This is a genomic window from Verrucomicrobium sp. (assembly GCA_028283855.1).
Lineage (GTDB): Bacteria > Verrucomicrobiota > Verrucomicrobiia > Methylacidiphilales > GAS474 > GAS474.
In genome coordinates this window covers 221,987-238,777 of the sequence record JAPWJX010000004.1, presented here as the reverse complement: position 1 = coordinate 238,777, position 16,791 = coordinate 221,987, and the positions used below count along the sequence as shown (strand labels likewise).

The 16,791-nt window shown below is 68.1% G+C and carries 13 protein-coding genes and 1 pseudogene; 5 read left to right on the top strand and 9 right to left on the bottom strand.

Annotated features, from left to right (window positions below):
- Window positions 1-187 precede the first annotated feature (187 nt).
- The 3 genes and pseudogenes from PW734_09470 (at window position 188) to PW734_09460 (ending at window position 1,423) form a co-directional block, all read left to right on the top strand.
- A pseudogene (locus PW734_09470) lies at window positions 188-382 on the top strand (hypothetical protein).
- A gap of 112 nt (window positions 383-494) precedes the next feature.
- On the top strand, window positions 495-878 hold the full coding sequence (locus PW734_09465; protein MDE1171419.1) for a hypothetical protein: 384 nt from the start codon (window positions 495-497) through the stop codon (window positions 876-878).
- A gap of 8 nt (window positions 879-886) precedes the next feature.
- Window positions 887-1,423, top strand: a complete 537-nt coding sequence (locus tag PW734_09460) for a gamma carbonic anhydrase family protein (GenBank protein ID MDE1171418.1) — start codon at window positions 887-889, stop codon at window positions 1,421-1,423.
- Window positions 1,424-1,426: 3 nt separating this feature from the next.
- Here PW734_09460 and PW734_09455 read toward each other — a convergent pair whose 3' ends face one another.
- The 7 genes from PW734_09455 to PW734_09425 form a co-directional block, all read right to left on the bottom strand.
- Window positions 1,427-3,247, bottom strand: a complete 1,821-nt coding sequence (locus tag PW734_09455; GenBank protein MDE1171417.1) for a M3 family oligoendopeptidase — start codon at window positions 3,245-3,247, stop codon at window positions 1,427-1,429.
- Window positions 3,248-3,251: 4 nt separating this feature from the next.
- A complete protein-coding gene (locus PW734_09450) occupies window positions 3,252-4,967 on the bottom strand; it encodes a M3 family oligoendopeptidase (protein MDE1171416.1) in 1,716 nt (571 codons plus the stop codon).
- A gap of 3 nt (window positions 4,968-4,970) precedes the next feature.
- On the bottom strand, window positions 4,971-6,803 hold the full coding sequence (locus tag PW734_09445; GenBank protein ID MDE1171415.1) for a M3 family oligoendopeptidase: 1,833 nt from the start codon (window positions 6,801-6,803) through the stop codon (window positions 4,971-4,973).
- 69 nt (window positions 6,804-6,872) lie between these two features.
- The gene (locus PW734_09440; protein MDE1171414.1) at window positions 6,873-9,275 is read right to left on the bottom strand and encodes a glycosyltransferase; all 2,403 of its coding nucleotides are present in this window, start codon (window positions 9,273-9,275) and stop codon (window positions 6,873-6,875) included.
- Window positions 9,262-9,990 (bottom strand): polysaccharide deacetylase family protein, encoded by a 729-nt coding sequence (locus PW734_09435; protein ID MDE1171413.1) that lies wholly within the window; start codon window positions 9,988-9,990, stop codon window positions 9,262-9,264. Before PW734_09435 ends, PW734_09440 begins: the two co-directional genes overlap by 14 nt.
- Window positions 9,987-10,697 (bottom strand): GNAT family acetyltransferase, encoded by a 711-nt coding sequence (locus PW734_09430; GenBank protein MDE1171412.1) that lies wholly within the window; start codon window positions 10,695-10,697, stop codon window positions 9,987-9,989. The genes PW734_09435 and PW734_09430 overlap by 4 nt, the downstream gene beginning before the upstream one ends.
- Before the next feature lies 1 nt (window position 10,698).
- Window positions 10,699-11,877, bottom strand: coding sequence for a glycosyltransferase (locus PW734_09425; GenBank protein ID MDE1171411.1), 1,179 nt, complete (start codon window positions 11,875-11,877; stop codon window positions 10,699-10,701).
- Between the two features lie 89 nt (window positions 11,878-11,966).
- On the opposite strand from PW734_09425, the gene PW734_09420 reads away from it, so the two are divergent.
- Window positions 11,967-13,457 (top strand): glycosyltransferase family 39 protein, encoded by a 1,491-nt coding sequence (locus PW734_09420; GenBank protein ID MDE1171410.1) that lies wholly within the window; start codon window positions 11,967-11,969, stop codon window positions 13,455-13,457.
- Window positions 13,458-13,459: 2 nt separating this feature from the next.
- Here PW734_09420 and PW734_09415 read toward each other — a convergent pair whose 3' ends face one another.
- The gene (locus PW734_09415; protein MDE1171409.1) at window positions 13,460-14,089 is read right to left on the bottom strand and encodes a DNA-3-methyladenine glycosylase 2 family protein; all 630 of its coding nucleotides are present in this window, start codon (window positions 14,087-14,089) and stop codon (window positions 13,460-13,462) included.
- A 4-nt stretch (window positions 14,090-14,093) separates the two neighbouring features.
- A complete protein-coding gene (locus PW734_09410; protein ID MDE1171408.1) occupies window positions 14,094-15,476 on the bottom strand; it encodes an MBL fold metallo-hydrolase in 1,383 nt (460 codons plus the stop codon).
- Between the two features lie 67 nt (window positions 15,477-15,543).
- Between PW734_09410 and PW734_09405 the strand changes: the two genes are divergently transcribed.
- The gene (locus PW734_09405) at window positions 15,544-16,788 is read left to right on the top strand and encodes an LL-diaminopimelate aminotransferase (protein MDE1171407.1); all 1,245 of its coding nucleotides are present in this window, start codon (window positions 15,544-15,546) and stop codon (window positions 16,786-16,788) included.
- Window positions 16,789-16,791: the final 3 nt, after the last annotated feature.

Genomic DNA, 16,791 nt, shown 5'->3' with positions numbered 1-16,791 from the left:
CGGCTGGGGCGCCCTGGCCCAGGAGCAGGACTACGTCCGCCCGGAACTGACCGACGGCGTCGAGGTGGAGATCAAGGAAGGCCGCCACCCCGTTTTGGAGCAGCTCCTTTTGGGCGAGCGCTGCATCCCCAACGACACCCACCTGGAACCCCACGGCAACCGCCTGCTCATCCTCACCGGCCCCAACATGGCGGGCAAGAGCACCTACCTGCGGCAGACCGCCCTCATCGCCCTCATGGCGCACCTGGGCTGCTTCGTCCCGGCCAAGAGCGCCCGCATCGGCGTCCTGGACCGCATCTTCACCCGCATCGGCGCCAGCGACGACCTCTCCACCCGCGGCCAGAGCACCTTCATGGTGGAGATGAGCGGGGCGGCCAACATCCTCCACCACGCCACCGCGCACAGCCTGGTCATCCTGGACGAGATCGGCCGCGGCACCAGCGACCTTCGACGGCCTCTCCATCGCCTGGGCGGTCGCGGAGCACCTCCACGATGTGGCGAAGGCGCTCACCCTCTTCGCCACCCACTACCACGAGCTGACGGAGCTGGCCGGCGGCCGCGCCGTGAAGAACGCCAGCGTGGCCGTCCGCGAGTGGAACGACCGGGTCATCTTCCTGCGGAAGATCGTCCCCGGCGGCGCCGACAAGAGCTACGGCATCCAGGTGGCCCGCCTGGCCGGCCTGCCCCAGGAAGTCGTGGAACGGGCCAAGGAAGTCCTGCGCGTCCTGGAGGAGGAACAGCTCGACTCCAGCGGCCGCCCCCGCCTGAGCCAGCCGGTTCCCACCTCCATCTCCCCTTCCCGCCGCGGCCCCTCCTCCAAAAAGGCCATGAAGGCCTGGGCCCAGGCCGACCTTTTCAAGCAGGAAGAAGTTTCCTGAGCGCGCCCATGACCCTTTCCGAGCGGCTGAACAAATACCTGACCCGCATTCCCCGCGTCGACCTCTCCGCCTACGTCGCCCCCGGGGCCACGCTCATCGGCGACGTGACGATCGGCCCCCGTGCCAGCGTCTGGCCCTCCGCCGTCCTGCGCGGCGACATCAACTCCATCGAGATCGGCGAGGGTTCCAACATCCAGGACGGCGCCATCGTCCACCTGGCCGACGACTACGGGGTGAAAATCGGCAATTACGTGACCGTGGGCCACGCCGCCGTGGTCCACGCCTGCACGGTGGAGGACGAGTGCCTCATCGGCATGCACGCCACCGTCCTGGACGGGGCGGTGATCGGCCGCCAGTCGATCGTCGGCGCCCACGCCCTGGTCACCCAGGGCACCGTCATCCCGGAAGGGTCGATGGTCCTGGGTGCGCCCGCCAAGGTCGTCCGCCCGCTGACGGCGGAAGAACGCGCCGGGCTCCGCCAGTGGGCGGAGAAGTATGTCGAGGTTTCCCGCGCCCACATCGAGCGCCACCTCGTCAAACCCTAGGCCCTAAACCTTGTCCAGCTTCCGCTGCGGCGTCTCGATCGGCGCGGCGACGGCGCTGCGCTGGAAGTCGAGGCCGCCCAGCTCCTTGCGCGGCGCGGCCTGGGGCAGCATCGCGACACGCGCCTCCCGCAGGCTGCCCATGATCGATTCCAGCATCTCCCCGCGCTTGTCGAAGCGGATGCCCGTCGCCTCGAAAAGCTCCGGCAGCGGCTTGGAGCTGCCCAGGGCGATCCCCGCGCGGTAATCGCGCACCGCCTTCTCCGGGTCCTTCAGGGAGTTCTGCAAAATCTGGAGCGCGCCGTCCTGCGCGTAGGCGTATTCGACGTAGTAGAGGGGGTGGACGAAGACGTGCGGCTGGTCGAGCCACAGGCCGGTGCGCCGGTCCTCGTAGCCGCTCCAGTCCTCGCCGCCGCCGAAGCGTTCCGTCAGCTCGCCCCACTTTTCCCGCCGCTTCTTATGGTCGAGGGCCTCGTCGACGTTCGTGTAGGCCCACTGCTGGAAGGAGTCGATCGCCGCGATCCAGGGCAGGACCTCCACGGGACGCTCCACCATGCTCAGCTTGGCCCGGCGGGCGTCCTCCGGCCCGTAGAAACGGTCCAAGTGCGGGACGGCCAGCTGCTCCATCCCCATGGAGGCGACCTCCGCGAATTCGATGAACATGCCCGCCTCGAGCATGTAGTAGAAAAGCCGCTGGTCGCGCGTGGCGATGGCCTGCTGGTCGTGGCCGCCCTCATGGATCAGCGTCGTCACGTCAGACTGGGTGCCGACGGCGCTCATGAACGTGAAGGGCCAGCCCGTCTCCGCCAGCACCTGGGAGTAAGCGCCGGGGGCCTTGCCCGGGCGGTTCTCCAGGTCCAGGAGGCCGGTCTTCTTCATCTCGGCAAAGCGTTCCCCCAGCTCCGGGTCGAGCTTGGAGAAGATGTCCCGCACCCCCTCGAAGAGCTCCTCGGAAGTCTGGAAGGGGCGCAGGGGCTGGTCGCCCTGGACGTCGATCTTCGTGTCCCACGGGCGGAGCGTCTCGACGCCCAGCTTTTCCTTCCGCTCCCGCTGCAGCTCCCGCAGGAAGGGGACCACGTGCCGCTCCACCTGCTCGTGGAAGGCCAGGGTATCCTCCGGCTTGTAGTCGAAGCGGCCCTTTTCGACGAAGATGTAATCCCGGTAATTGGCGAAGCCCGCCTCCTTGGCGATCGCGTCGCGCACCTTCAGCTGCTGGTCGAAGAGGTCTTCCAGCTTTTCCGAAATCCCCGCACGCGCCGTCCGGACCGCCTCCCAGGCGGCCTGGCGGCGTGCCCGGTCCGGGTCCTCCTGGACCTGGGCCAGGGCCTTGAAGGTCCACTGCTTCCCCTCGAACGGGACCTGGACGTTGACGATCTTGCCGTACTGGCCCTGCAGCCGCTTGTCCTCGTTCTCCCGCTCCACGTTTTCCGGGCGGAAGAGGTCGATCTTCCCCCGCATGGCGCGCAGGAAAGTATCGTAATAGGGGGGCAGCTCCCCCACCGCCGCGTGCTGGACAAGGCCGCGCCGCAGCTCGTCCTGCAGGGGCTTGAGCCAGGGGCTCACCTTCTCGTCGTACTCCCTCTCCCCCTGCTCCGCGGCCGTGTCGGTCACGTCCTGGCTCCTCTTGATCGTGTGCGTCCACATCGCCTCGTCGGCGGCCTTTTCCAGCTCCCCGTAGTGGTCCAGCCAGGTTTCCAGCTCGGCCCCCGTGCGGGCGGCGGCCAGCTCGGCGCGGAGGGAGGCGGCCACCTGTTCCTGCTGGGCGGCGTCGAGGAGGTCGAAGTCAGCCGCCAGGAACTGGCGGGGCTTGAAGCGGGGGAGGTTCATGTCGTTAGTTTTCCAGTTTGGCTAATTCCTGTTTCACCGCCGCCATGAGGGGGGCGATCGTCTCGCGGGTGAAGTCGAAGCGGATGCCGGCGGCCTCGAAGAGCCGCGGCAGCGGGCGGGAGCCGCCCAGTTCCAGGCCGTAGAGGTAGCCGTCGACGGCCATGGTGACGCCGTTGAGGGAGCGGTTCCAGACCTGGAGCGCGCCCAGCTGGGCGATGCCGTATTCGATGTAATAGAAGGGCACCTCGAAGATGTGGAGGATCCGGTGCCAGCCCGCGCCGCGCTGCGCCTCGTAGCCGGACCAGTCGACGTCGGCGCCGAAGCGCTTCATCAGGTCGGTCCAGGCGGCGTCCCGCTCCGCCGGGGTGTGGCCGGGATGGGTGTAGATCCAGTGCTGGAAGGCGTCGGTGGCGGCGATGGAGGGGAGCGACTGGATGACGCCCTCCAAAAGGGTGCGGCGGGCGCGGCGGGCCTCCGGCTCCGCGTAGAATTCCTCCAGGTGCGGCGCGCCCAGCAGCTCCATGCTCATGGAAGCCACCTCGCAGAATTCCATCGGCGCGCCGCCGCGGTAGGCGGACAGGCGCTGGCCGCCGCTCTGCAGGGCGTGAATGGCGTGCCCCCCTTCGTGCAGGAGCGTCTCGACGTCCCGCTGGGTGCCCACGGCGTTCATGAAGATAAAGGGCCGCCGCGACTCCGGCAGGTAGGACTGGTAGCCGCCGGGGGCCTTCCCCTTCCGGTTTTCCAGGTCGACGGAGCCGTCCTGCCGCAGGCGGGCGAAGCGCTCCCGCAGGCGCGCGTCGATGCGGCCGAAGACGGCCTCCGTCTTGTCGAACAGCTCGGCGGCGTTCTGGAAGGGGCGCAGGGGCGGGCGGCCTTCCGGGTCGACGGAGAGGTCCCACGGGCGGAGCTTTTCCAGGCCCATCTTTTCCCGGCGGCCCGCCTCCAGCAGGCGGACGACGGGGACGACTTCCCGCTCCACCGCCTCGTGGAAGCGCAGGCAGTCGTCCGGCGCGTAGTCGAAGCGCTCCAGGGCGCGGAACATGTAGTCGCGGAAGTTGGAGAAGCCCGCCTCCTTGGCCACCGCCTGGCGGAGGGCCAGCTGGCGGTCGAAGATGGAGTTGAGCTTGTCGCGGTCGGCCAGGCGGCGCTTCGTGGAGGCTTCCCAGGCGGCCTGGCGGCGGGCCCGGTCAGTCTCCTCCTGGACGCGGCCCAGCTGGGAGAGGGTCTGTTCCTTGCCGTCGAAGTCGACGGTCATCGCCCCGCAGGTCTCCTGGTATTCCTGGGCGAGCTTCTCGATCTCCGTCTCGCGCGGGACGTTGGCCTCCCGGAAAAGTTCCACGGCGTTCTTCACGCTGCGGCGGAAGACCTCATAGTAAGCGGGCAGCCCCGCGAAGGAGGGATGGGCGACGAGCTTTTTCTGCAGCTCGAATTCCCGGGGCTTGCGCCACGGATCGACGACCTCGACGAAGTGGAGGTAGGCCTCCTTCCGCGCCGCGTCGTCCGTCTGGCAGGTCATGGCGATGTAGCGGGCGGAGCGGACCTCCCCGACGGCGTCGGAAACCTCCCCGTATTGGGCCAGCCACCCTTCCAATTCCGAAACGGTCCCCGCCAATTCCAGATTCCGCTCCAGCTTTTGATAAACGCCCTCCAGGGCGGCGATGTCGGCCAGGTCGATGTCGGCGGAGAGGAAAACGCGGGCGGTGGGGGCGGTGGCGGTCACGGCCTATTTTTGCCGGGACTGATCCGGCCCGGCAAGATCGGGCTCCGCGCCCGGGCGGCGGAAGGGGGCCTTCCCCAGGTCGGTCCGGGGAACGGGGACCTCCTTGGCGGGCGGGTAGCCCAGCTCCTGGCGGATGCCCGCGATCAGCGGGGCCACCATGTTCGCCGTCAGGTCCAGCTTCACCCCGGCGTCCTTGTACAGTTCGGCCAGGGGCTTGGAACCGCCCTGGCTCAGGCCGTGGAAGTAGGCGTCGAGGCCCTTCCGCGGGTCCTGCTTGAAATTGCGCTCCACCTGGAGGGCACCCAGCTGGGCCACGCCGTAATCGACGTAGTAGAAGGGGTTGGTGACGATGTGGGACTGGCGCTGCCAGGCGCTCCCGCGGCTTTCCTCATACCCGCTCCAGTCGGCGGTGCCGCCGAAACGCTTTTGCAGGTCCTGGAAGGCCTCCGTCCGCTGCTCCTTGGTGTGGCCGGGATTGGTGTAGACCCAGTGCTGGAAGGCGTCGACGGTGGCCATCCACGGCAGGAAGGAGACGATCTTCTCCAGCTGCTCGCGGCGGACGCGGCCGGCGTCCTCCTTGGAATAGGTCTTTTCCAGCTGGGAGGCGCAGATCAGCTCGGCGCTCATGGAGGCCAGCTCGCACATCTCCATGGGGGCGTGCCGGTAGGCGGCCAATTTTTGGTCCCGGGCCTGGATGGAGTGGGTGGCGTGGCCGTTCTCGTGCTTGAGGGTTTCCATGTCGTCGGAGGCGTCGGCCGCGTTCATGAAGATGAAGGGCACCGCCGACTCGGAGAGGAAATACTGGAACCCGCCCGGCCCCTTGCCCTTGTGGTTGTCGAGGTCGTAGGCCTCGTATTCCCGCATGAGGTCGAAGGATTGGAGGAAACGGGGGTCGATGGCCTTGAAAACCTCCTCCACCTTGTCAAAGAGCTCCTGCCCGCCGTGGAAGGGATGGAGCGGCTCCCGCCCCTGCGCGTCGACGGCCAGGTCCCAGGGCCGCAGCGGCTCGTCGGCGCCGAGCTGGCCGGTGGCGCGCAGGGCGTTGAGACGGTCCTCCTGGATGAGGCGGGCCAGGGGGACGACGTGTTCCTCGATCGCCTTGTGGAAGGCCAGGCAGTCGTCCGGCGTGTAGGCGCGGTCCTTCGCCTTGAAGGAATAGTCCCGGTAGTTGTCGAAGCCCGCCTCCTCCGCGACGGCCTGGCGCAGGGCCAGCTGCTGGTCGTAGATGTCGTCGATGGCCTGCCGGTCCGCCAGGCGGCGGGCGGACATGGCCTCAAAGACGGCCTGCCGCCGGGCGCGGTCCGGCTCGTCCAGGATGTTGGCCGCCTGGACCAGGGTCATCTTCTCCCCCTCGAACTCGATCTCCTGCTGGGAGATCAGCTTGTCGTAGGCTTGGTCCAGCTTGGAAAGCTGCTTGCGGCGCTCGATGTTCTTTTCCCGGTAGAGGTCGAGGTCGAGCTGCACGCCCCGGCGGTATTCGTCGTAATAGGCGGGGAGCTGCGCATAGGCGGGGTGGGCGAAGAGCTTCTTATCCAGGGCGTTTCCCAAGGGGGAGAGCGCCGGGCCGACCTTCTGGGTGAAATGCTCGTAGGCCGCCTCCGCCTCCACGTCGTCCGTATGGCAGACGTGGGCGATGTAGCGCTTGGCCCCCTCTTCGCCCAAGGCGGCGCTCACCTCGTCCGAGTCCTCGATCCACTTCTGGAGGTCTTCCACGGTCTTCGCCCCATCGAGGCCCTGATCGAGACGCTGGAAAACGCTCTTAAGGGCGTCCAGGTCCCCCAGGTCGATGTCGGCGGGCAGGAAGGTACGGGGGCGGTAGGGATGAAGCTTCTTCATAACGGGCCCGCGAAGAAGCAAGAACGGTGCTAGGCACCCGTTTTCCCGCCATTTTCGTAATTACTGGGCTTAAGCGTTCCAGAATCGATGGAACGCGCCGTCCCAGTTCCGCTCCTCATGGATGACGGCGGCCATGGCCAGGCGGTTTTCCCGGCTGGGCGGCGCGGTGAGGAAGGCGCGGAGGGCTTCCGTCCATTCCCCCAGGTTTCCGGCGCGCAGGACGCGGCCCTGCTCCGGCCGGGCGACCAGCTCGCGCGGTCCGCCGACGTCGGAAACGGCCACCGGCAGGCCGGAGGAAAGGGCCTCCAGGACGACGTTGCCGAAGGTGTCGGTGGTGCTGGGGAAGACGAAGAAGTCGGCGGAGGCGTAGGCCGCGCTCAGCTCGTCGCCGACCAGGACGCCGGTAAAGACGGCCTGCGGGCAGGTCGCCTCCAGCTCCTCCTTGAACGGCCCGTCGCCGACGAGGGCCAGGGTGAAGTCGCGCCCTTCCTTGGCCAGGGCGCGGACGACCTCCGCCAGGAAGCCGAGCTCCTTTTCCTTGGAGATGCGCCCGACGTAGAGGAAGACCGGCCCCTTCGCCCCGCGCGCGGTCCAGAAGTCCTCCCGCCGGTGGCGCGGGTGGAAGGCCTCCGTGTCGAGGCCGCGCGGCAGGATGGCCTGCCGGTGGGCGGGGATGCCGCGCTCGATCCACCGCTGCCGGTAGAATTCCGAGTTGGAATAGATCTTCCCGAACTGGCCGTAGAACCACTGCATGTATTTCCAGGTCAGCGTCTCCATGAACGCGTCGTCGGAAAGGAAGCGGGCGTATTGGGGGAAATCGGTGTGGTAGATGCCGGTCATCGGCAGGCCCAGGAGCTTGCCTGCCGCCAGGGCGCAGAGGCCGACGGGACCGGGGGTGCTGATGATCAGCTCGGTGAACTTCTCCCGCTCGATGTAGTCGAGCATCTCCAGGAAGGGCGGGAAGGAGAGCTTCTGCAGCTTGTACTCGGGGATCTCGAACTCGCCGACGGGGGCGAAGTTCTTGATCGGCAGGCCGGTGATCGTCATCTCCGAGCGGGAGGTGACCAGGGTCAGGTCGGCCCCGTTGCGGACCGCCGCCCCCGTCATGGCGCAGAGCGTGCGGGCGACGCCGTTGACATCCTCCAGCGTATCGGTGAACCAGGCCCGCTTGGCGTTGGCCAGGGGCGGGGGCACCGTCCCGGCGACGCGCTCCACGGCGGCGGAAAGGAAGGGCCGGTCCGGCGCCTGCTGCCGGAAGGCGACGACGTAGGGCAGGACGCCGCCCGCCACGGGCAGGATGCCGGTGATCGACTGGAGGCCGTCCAGCAGGCTCCCCCTCTCCAGCCGCCGCATGAATTCCAGGAAGAGGCGGTAGCTGAGCTGGTTGGCCAGGTAGGAGGCCATGCGGAAGCTGCGGCGCTCCGCGTCCGGCTCCTGGCGGATGATCTCGTCCAGGGCGGCCTTTACCTTGGAATCGGTGAAAAAGGCGGCGAACTCGCGGGAAAGGGTCGTCTCCCCCGGCTTGATGAAGTCGAAGGCCTGGCCCGTCCGCACCGCCTGAACGACGAAGCCGAGCTGTTCCCCGATGGAAAAGGCGGTGGGATTCTTCCCCGCCACGAAGCGCTCCGCGATCGTCCGCAGGAGGGAGGCGGCCAGGGGGGCGGTCTTCTTCAGCTTGTCCTGCGCGTAGTGGAAGACGGTGCTGTAGAGGCTGCTGGAAAGGCGCAGCGGCGTGCCGTGGACGCCCCCCAGGGAGACGCCCGCCCCGGGCGGGTCCATGTCGGTCCGCAGAAGGGCCAGGGCTTCCTTCCAGCCGGAGCCGGGCAGCTCCGTCCACGTCCGGGCGGCGTAGAGGCCGCCGTGGTCGTCGGAGCCGCCGGTCAGCACCTTTTGGTGCGGTTCCGCGTGGGTGGGGGCCAGATTGTGGCGGTTGGCCAGCTCCTCGATCTTTTGCGGAGTCAGGGCGGCGAAGGAGAAATTGGCCATCTCCTGCGCCAACGCCTCGCGGTTGCCGTTGCGCCCCTCGAAGACGCGGAAGAGGAGGAGCATCTGCTCGAAGTGGCCGACGGTCAGCTTCCCGTTGAGGCTGGAAAGCGCGTGGGCGACGGCGTGGCTTAAGTTTTCCGCGCGCAGGTAGGCGGACAGCTCAAAGACGCTCTGCCGCAGCTCCTGGATGCGGCGGTGCTGCGCCTCGTCCAGGCCCCAGACCAGCAGGTGGATCTTGCAGCCGTCGGGGAAGTAGGTGGTGACCTCCTCGCTCAGGAAGACGTCGCCGTGCTTTTCCGCCAGGGCCAGGCAGCCGTCGATCCGGTGGTGGTCGGTCAGCGTCTTCCAGGCCATCCCGGCCTCGTCGAGCCGGGCGTAGAGGGCCTCCGGCTCGCTGTAGCTCTGCGGCATCCCCAGCTGGCGCAGGATCCACTCCGACGGGCGGTCGGAAAACCGGGAGTGGAGGTGGAGGTCAACGCGCGGCATGGTCGGCGTAGGTTACCGGCTGGAAGCCGTCGTCCAATGCCCTTTTTACGAGGCGCTCGATCTGCGCGCGCAGGGCGGGAAAGGTCAGGTCCTGCGGGTGGAGGCTGATCCGCAGGAGGGAGTTCCTCCGCGCGCGGGGGTAGAGCAGCTCGTTCCAAATGAGGGAGCAGTCCCGCCGCCATCCGGCGCGGGTGCTCCAGCAGAGGGACTGGGAGGCCTCCTGCCGCCCGTCGGGCAGGTGGACGAAGCGGCGCACGGTGTTCGTGTAGGAAAAGCCGAGGGAGGCCAGGAGGGCGTACAGCTCCGGCGGCATGAGCCACGCCGGGGCGATGAATCCGGAGGGTTTCCACCCCGCGTCGGCGAAGAGCTTCAGCCCCAGCTCCAGGCGGCGGCGCGCCTCCCGCTCCTCCAGGTTGAGGAACTCGGCCTCCTGGTTCGTGTAGAAGCGGCTCCAGAAAAGGGTGCCCAGGTCCTCCAGGCAGCCCTGGCGGTCGTGGTAGAAGCCGTGGAGGACCACCTCGTCCCCCTCCCCCTGGGCCGCGTCAATCGCGGCGCGGAAGGCGGGCTCGTCCGCCCGGCGGCCATGGTGGAACTGCGGCACCACCAAAAGGCTGCGCCGCGCCACGCCCCAGGAGGCCAGCGCCTGGCGCTGCTCCTCGATGAGCGGGAGGCTCTCCGGATGGACGTCGTGCAGGGAGACGACGAGCGACCTCATGCCCCGGCCTTCTCCTTGTGCAGGTCCTTGCCGTAAAGGCGGCTGTTCTCCCGCAGGTCCTTTACGATGGTGAAGAGGAAGACCTGGCGCGGGTCGAGGTGGCGGTATTTCGTGATCTCCTTCTGGTCGATCACCCGCCAGCCGTACCGCTCGAACATCCGCACGCCGCGCCGCCCGTCGAAGGTGACCATCTGGCCGTAGACGCCCGCGTCCCCATGCCCGACCAGGTATTGCAGGAAAGAGTCGATGAGCGTCCGCACGTGCGTCACGCTCCGCGCGGCGGGGAGGAGATTGACATGGAAGTGGGGCAACCCCGGCGGCGTGACGGGGGACTCCGCCCCCGCGCGCTTCAAGAGCCAGGCGACGTAGCGGCGCGTGGCCGGGCCGTAGGGCCGGGTGAAATAGCGCCAGCCCCCCTTGAGGAAGAGCCAGGCATTGTTCCACACGCGGTAGCGCTTGTATTGGCCCAGGCGGCGGGAGCCCATGAGGTAGCCCTGGATCTCGCCGCCCACCTCGCAGACGAGGGTCGATTCCGGCTCCGCGTCGGTATAGTAGCCGGTCAGATAATCGGCGAAGAGTTCCCGGTCCTCGAAAATGGGGTCGACCGCCCTCCCCAGAAAACCGGTCTCCGCGCAGATGCGGCGGACGGCGGCGCGGTCCTCGGGCCGGTAGAAGCGGACGCGGAATGCGGGGGCGGACTCGGTCATATCAGTAAGAAGCCAGCACACGGTTGCCCGCGATGGCGGCGCGGTAGTGGCGCCAGAGATCGCCCAATACCACCGGCCAGGCGAAGCGCTCCCGCACCCGCTCCGCGGCGGTCTCCCCCCACAGGGCCAGGTCGGTCTCCGCCACCCGCTCGATGGCGGCGGCCAATTCCCCGGCGTCGTTGCGCGGGGCCCAATGCTCCAGGCCGTAGGCGATGTTCGCGTCCATGTTGCTGCCCCGGATGCCGACGATGGGACACCCGCAAGCCTGCGCCTCCAGGGCAACGAGGCCGAAAGTCTCCACCACGCCCGGATGGACGAAGAGGTCGGCCGCGCGGTAGTAGCGGGCCAGCTTGTCATTCCCCTGGATGAAAGACTGCCAGCGGACCGCCCCCGTCTCCTCCCGCACGGCGGGCAGGAGACGGCGCAGCGGGCCGTCCCCCAGGATGAGGAGCCAGTAATTCCGCCCGGAACGGCGGCGCAGCTCGGCGAAGGCCTGGAGGAGGGTGGTGACGTTCTTCTCCCCCGCCAGCCGGCCGACGTAGAGGAGAAGGAAGGCGTCCTGCGGAATGCCCAGCTCCTCCCGCAGCGCCGCGTCCCGCAGGCCGGGCCGGAAGGAGTCCGTGTCGACGCCCAGGCGGACGGAGACGGCGTTCCCCACGCCCCAGCCGCGCAAGAGGTCCCGCAGCGGCTCCGACGGCACCAGCGTGGCGGCGAACTGCCCGTAGAGGCGGACGATGTAGTCCTCCGCATAGGCCAGCACCGCGTCCCGCATGAAGGGGCCGCAATATTTGAGGATCGTCCGCAGGTAGGCGTCGGGGAAATGGGAGTGGTAGAAGCCGAGCACCGGGAAGAACAGCTCCCGGCCGGAGCGCAGGAGGCTCCAAGCCAGGTGGTAGGGGTCGCCCGCCTCCACCAGGTCGGGCCGGACCTGGCGCAGGTAGTCCCGGACGGCGGGCGTGTTGAAGAGGACCCGGTAGCGGGAGGTCTTGCTCACCTGGGGGGAGGCCACGGTGAAGGTGTGGAGGCGGCCCTCCTGCTTGTACTCGGTCTTTTCCCCGGGGATGACCAGGTGGTGCTCGTCGTCCGTCCGCTCCTCGATATAGCGGCGCTTCTCCAAAAGATAGCGGCGCACCCCGCCGCTGCGCGGGGAGAAGAACTGGGTGACGTCGCAGAGCTTCACGATGGGGGGCTGTAGAGCATGGGGGGGTCTCCGCCAAAAAACAAACGCGAACGTGACACCGCCTCCGCCCCCCGGCACTCTCCCTAGCCATGCTCCGTGCCCTCCCCTGGGAGACGCGCATGGCCATCGTCCTCCTGGCCGCGCTGACCCTCTTCCGCATCGCCTTCGCCGTCAGCCTCGACCTGATCCCGGACGAGTCCTACTACTGGCTCTGGTCGAAGCACCTGGACGCCAGCTACTTCAGCAAGGGGCCCGCCGTGGCCTGGACGATCGCCGCGGGGACCTTCCTCTTCGGCGACACCGTGCTGGGCGTCCGCTGGTTCTCCATCCTCCTGGCCGCCGGGACCGGCTGGCAGCTCTTCGTCCTGGGCCGCCGCCTGCTGGGGGCGCGCGCCGGCCTCATCGCCCTGTGCCTGGCCGTCATCACGCCGCTCTACGCCATCGGCGGCATCCTGATGACCATCGACCCCCTTTCCGTCTTCTTCTGGGTCTGGGCGGCCAACCTCTTCCTGGATGCCCTGGACCGGCCGGAACTGTGGCGCTGGGCCCTGTGCGGCCTGGCGATCGGCGGCGGCTTCCTCAGCAAGTACGTCAATCTGCTGGAGCTCCTCAGCTTCGGCGGATTCCTGGCCTGGACGCCCCGCCACCGGCACCTTTTCCGCAGCCGGCAAATGGGGGCGCTCCTGGCCGCCGTTCTCCTCTCCCTGATGCCCGTCCTGTGGTGGAACCAGCACCACGGCTGGGTGACCGCCGCCCACCTCCAGCACCGGGGGGACCTGGACGGCGGCTTTCATGTGCGCCCGGGAGAACTGTTCAAGTTCATCATCGCCCAGGCGGCGGCGATGTCGCCGCTGCTCTGGATCGCCCTCCTCGTCGCGGTCTGGAAGACGGCCCGGCGGCAGAAAACGGAAGGGGAACTCTTCCTCGTCGCCCTCTTCCTGCCCTGCTTCCTCTTCTACGCGCTCCTGAGCGTCAACAAGGCGGCGGAAGGGAACTGGACCGCCGTGAGCTATCCGGCCGCCTTCATCCTGGCCGCCGCCTACTGGCCCCTTTTGGCCGCTTTCCGGCGGAGCGCCCGCTGGTTCTGGCGCGCGGCGATCGCCCTGGCCATCGTGGAAACCGTCCTCTTCCACCACACGGCTTGGGTTCACCTGCCGCCGAAGAAGGACCTCCTCCTCCGCGCCCAGGGCTGGCAGGACTACGCCGCCCAGTTCGAGTCCCTCCGCCGGGAAGCCCAGCAGGCCGCGGGCGTCTCCGCGCCGCCCCTCTTCCTCCTGGCGAACAACTACGGCACCGCCAGCGAGCTGGCCTTCTACCTCCCCGGCCACCCCACGCTCTACCTCCCGCACACGGAGCACGTGGAAAACCAGTTTTCCATCTGGCCCGGCTACGCGGTGAAGAAAGGCTCCTCCGCCCTCTACCTGACGGACGATCCCTCCCCCGTCCTGCCGCCGGTCCTGGCGAAGGAATTCGGCAAGGCGGCGCGCTGGGGCAACTTCTGGCGCAAGTCCCAGGCCGGGGAGAATGTGACCCGCTACTACGTCTGGAAGCTCGGCCCCGCGCCGAAGGACGTCCGCTAGGCCTAATCGAGGTCGAGCGAGCGCCAGAGATACCAGCTGGCGATGGAGCGGTAGGGCTGCCACCGCTTTGCGTGCCGCTCGATGGCGGCGGGGGTCACGGCGCGGCCCTTCCGGTAGAGGAGGCTGAAGGCCTTGCGGATCGCGTAATCCCCCGTGGGCAGCACGTCGGGGCGCCCCAGATGGAAGATGAGGAGCATGTGGACCGTCCACGGCCCGATTCCCCGGACGCGCGTCAGGTGCTCGATCAATTCCGCGTCGGAAAGCTTCGCGGCGGCCCGCGGCGTGGGGACGGTGCCGTCCAGGGCCTTGGCCGCCAGATCCCGCAGGGCCAGCAGCTTGTTCGCGGAAAGGCCCGCGCCGCGCAAGGCCTCGTCCGGGAGGGAAAGGAGGGCCCGGGCTCCCGCGCGGCCCCGGCCGATCTGCTTTAGGACGCGCCCGTGGATCGCCTCCGCCGCCTTCCCGTGGAGCTGCTGGGAGATGATGGAGCGCAGCAGGGCGGGGAAAAGATCCTTCCCCGGCGTGGGCTCCCCCGTGTGGGCGCCCACGCGCGCGATCACCGCCCCCAGCACCGGATCGGCCTTCGCCAGCAGCTTGGCCGCCTGGCGGGCGTCGACCGGGAGGGCCGGAGTCATGAGATCAGAGCGCGACGGGCTGGCCGGGCGGCGGGATGACGATCTTCATGTTCGGCCGCAGCTCGCGGAGCTGGGCCTGGAACCATTCCAGGGCCGGCGGATCGCCGTGGACCAGGACGCAGACCTTCGGATCGGTCTTGAGAATGTAGTCGAGGATGTCCTCCCGCTGGGCGTGGGCGGTCATGTCGAAGTGCTCGACGCGGCACTTCACCTCCAGCTCCCCGGTGATGGGGTCCAGGACGACGTGGCCGCCCTTCGGCGTTTCCAGGAGCGCCCCGGCGGGGGACTCCGGATCGCAGTAGCCGACGAAGAAGACGCTGTTCTTCTCCTCCGAGAGGAAGCGCTGGCCCAGGGTGTTGGAGAGGGTCTTCGGCGTCATCATGCCGGAGGAAAGGAGGTAGAGGTCCCCCTTGCGCGGCTTGAAGCCCTTCAGGCGGCGGCCGTCCATGATTTCCGGCATCTTGTCGTTGAGCAGCTTGATGTCCGGGTGGGCGCGGACGGAGCGCTGGGCCAGCTTGTCGTAGATGGCGGAGAAGGTCTTGCTCAGCCCCCCGATGTAGAGCGGGCGGCGGCCGAAGCGGCCCTCCCGCCAGCGGATGTAGATCTCGGCCAAAAGCTCCTGCGTCTTCCCCATGGCGAAGATGGGGACCAGGACGGCCCCGCCCTGGGCGAAGGTCTCGTCCATCGCCTGGAAGAAACGCTCGATCACCGGCCCGCGGGCCTCCTTGCGGGGGCTGCCGCCGCGCGTCGTCTCCGTGACCAGGATGTCGATGCCGCTGGTGGGGAAGCTGGCCGCCTTCATCAGGCGCTGGTCGGCGAAGTTGATGTCCCCGGTGTAGAAGAGGCTGCGGCCCCGGTGCTCGATGCGGACGCCGACGGAGCCCAGAATGTGCCCCGCGTCGTGCAGGCTGAAGGAGACCGGCTCGTTCTTGGGGTTGGGATAGCCGTCCAGGGACCAGGACTTGCCCAGGCCGCAGGCCTGCCAGCGCTGGGTCAGCTGCGCCAGCTCCCCGTGGGTGTAGAGGGGGTATTCGCTGATGCCCAGCTCGCTGCGCTGCTTGGTCATCACCTCCACGGAATTGTGCAGGAGGGGGTCGGCCAGGAAGTAGGTCCCCTCGCTCATGAAGACGCGGGCCTTCGGATGGGCGCGCATGGCCAGCGGCAGGGAGCCGGTGTGGTCGTGGTGGGCGTGGGTCAGGAAGATGGCGCGGACGTCCTTGCCTCCGGAGGGGGCGAAGTCGGGCGTCCCCTCGTAGCCGTCCAGGCGGGGGTGGGAGCCGGCGTCGAGGATGACGGAGCCCTCCTGCCCTAGGTCGAGAAGATAGGAATTGGCGCCAATCTCATTGGCGCGGGTCATATTGGTCAGGAGCACCACGCTAAAAAGCATATCGCGGGCCCTTTCACAAGTAATCCATTGCCAGGCCGCCCTCGGCTCTTAAGATATCCGTTCCCCCATGAGCGATTCCTACATCCAATCCCTCTTCGCCCAGCGCATCGGCGGAGACCGCTTCGGCAAAGACACCGCCATCTACAAGTTCGAGAAGATCAAGCGCGCCAAACGCGCCGCCCTGGAGGCCAATCCCGGCGGCGAACTCTTTGACCTGGGCGTGGGCGAGCCGGACGAGATGCCCCCGGCCGACGTCGTCGCCCGCCTCAACGAGGAAGCGGCCAAGCCCGGCAACCGCGGCTACGCCGACAACGGCGGCCCGCTGCTGAAGGAAGCCGCCGCCCGCTACCTGAAGAACGTCTGCGGCGTCACCCTCGACCCGGAGACGCAGGTCTGCCACTCCATCGGCTCGAAGGCCGCCCTCTCCATCCTCCCCGCCTGCCTTATCAACCCCGGGGACGTCGTCCTCATGACCGTGCCGGGCTACCCGGTCTTCGGCACCCACGCCCGCTACTACGGCGGCGAGGTGCACAACCTGAAGCTGACGAAGGAAAACGGCTACCTGCCCGACCTGGACAATATCCCCGCCGACGTCCTCTCCCGGGCCAAGGTGCTGGTCATCAACTACCCGAACAACCCCACGGGCGCCAGCGCCACGCCGGAGTTCTTCGCCAAGGTCGTCGCCTTCGCCAAGAAGAACAGCCTCGTCGTCATCCACGACTTCGCCTACGCGGCCCTGGTCTTCGAGGGGAAGCCCCTCTCCTTCCTCTCCACCCCGGGCGCCATGGACGTGGGCGTGGAGCTGCACTCCGCCAGCAAGAACTTCAACATGACCGGCTGGCGCTGCGGCTTCGTGGCGGGCAACCCCCTGCTGGTGAAGGCCTACGCCACCGTGAAGGACAACACCGATTCCGGCCAGTTCCTCGGCATCCAGAACGCCGTGGCCTACTGCTTCGACCACCCGGAGATCACGGAAAAGATCGCCGCCAAATACAGCCGCCGCATGGACCTGCTGGTCGGCGCGCTCCAGCGCCTCGGCTTCCAGGCGCAGAAGCCGAAGGGCTCCTTCTTCCTCTACGTCCCCGCGCCGAAGCAGGCCGCGGGCGAAGGGAAGACCGTCTCCTTCCCCGACGCGGAGACTTTCTCCCAGTGGATGATCACGGAAAACCTCGTCTCCACCGTTCCGTGGGACGACGCGGGCGCCTGCGTCCGTTTCAGCGTCACCTTCTCCGCCCCTGGCGGGGAAGCGGAGGAAAAGCGCGTCGTGGCGGAGCTGGAAAAGCGCCTCAGCCGCTTCACCTTCACCTGGTAAGGC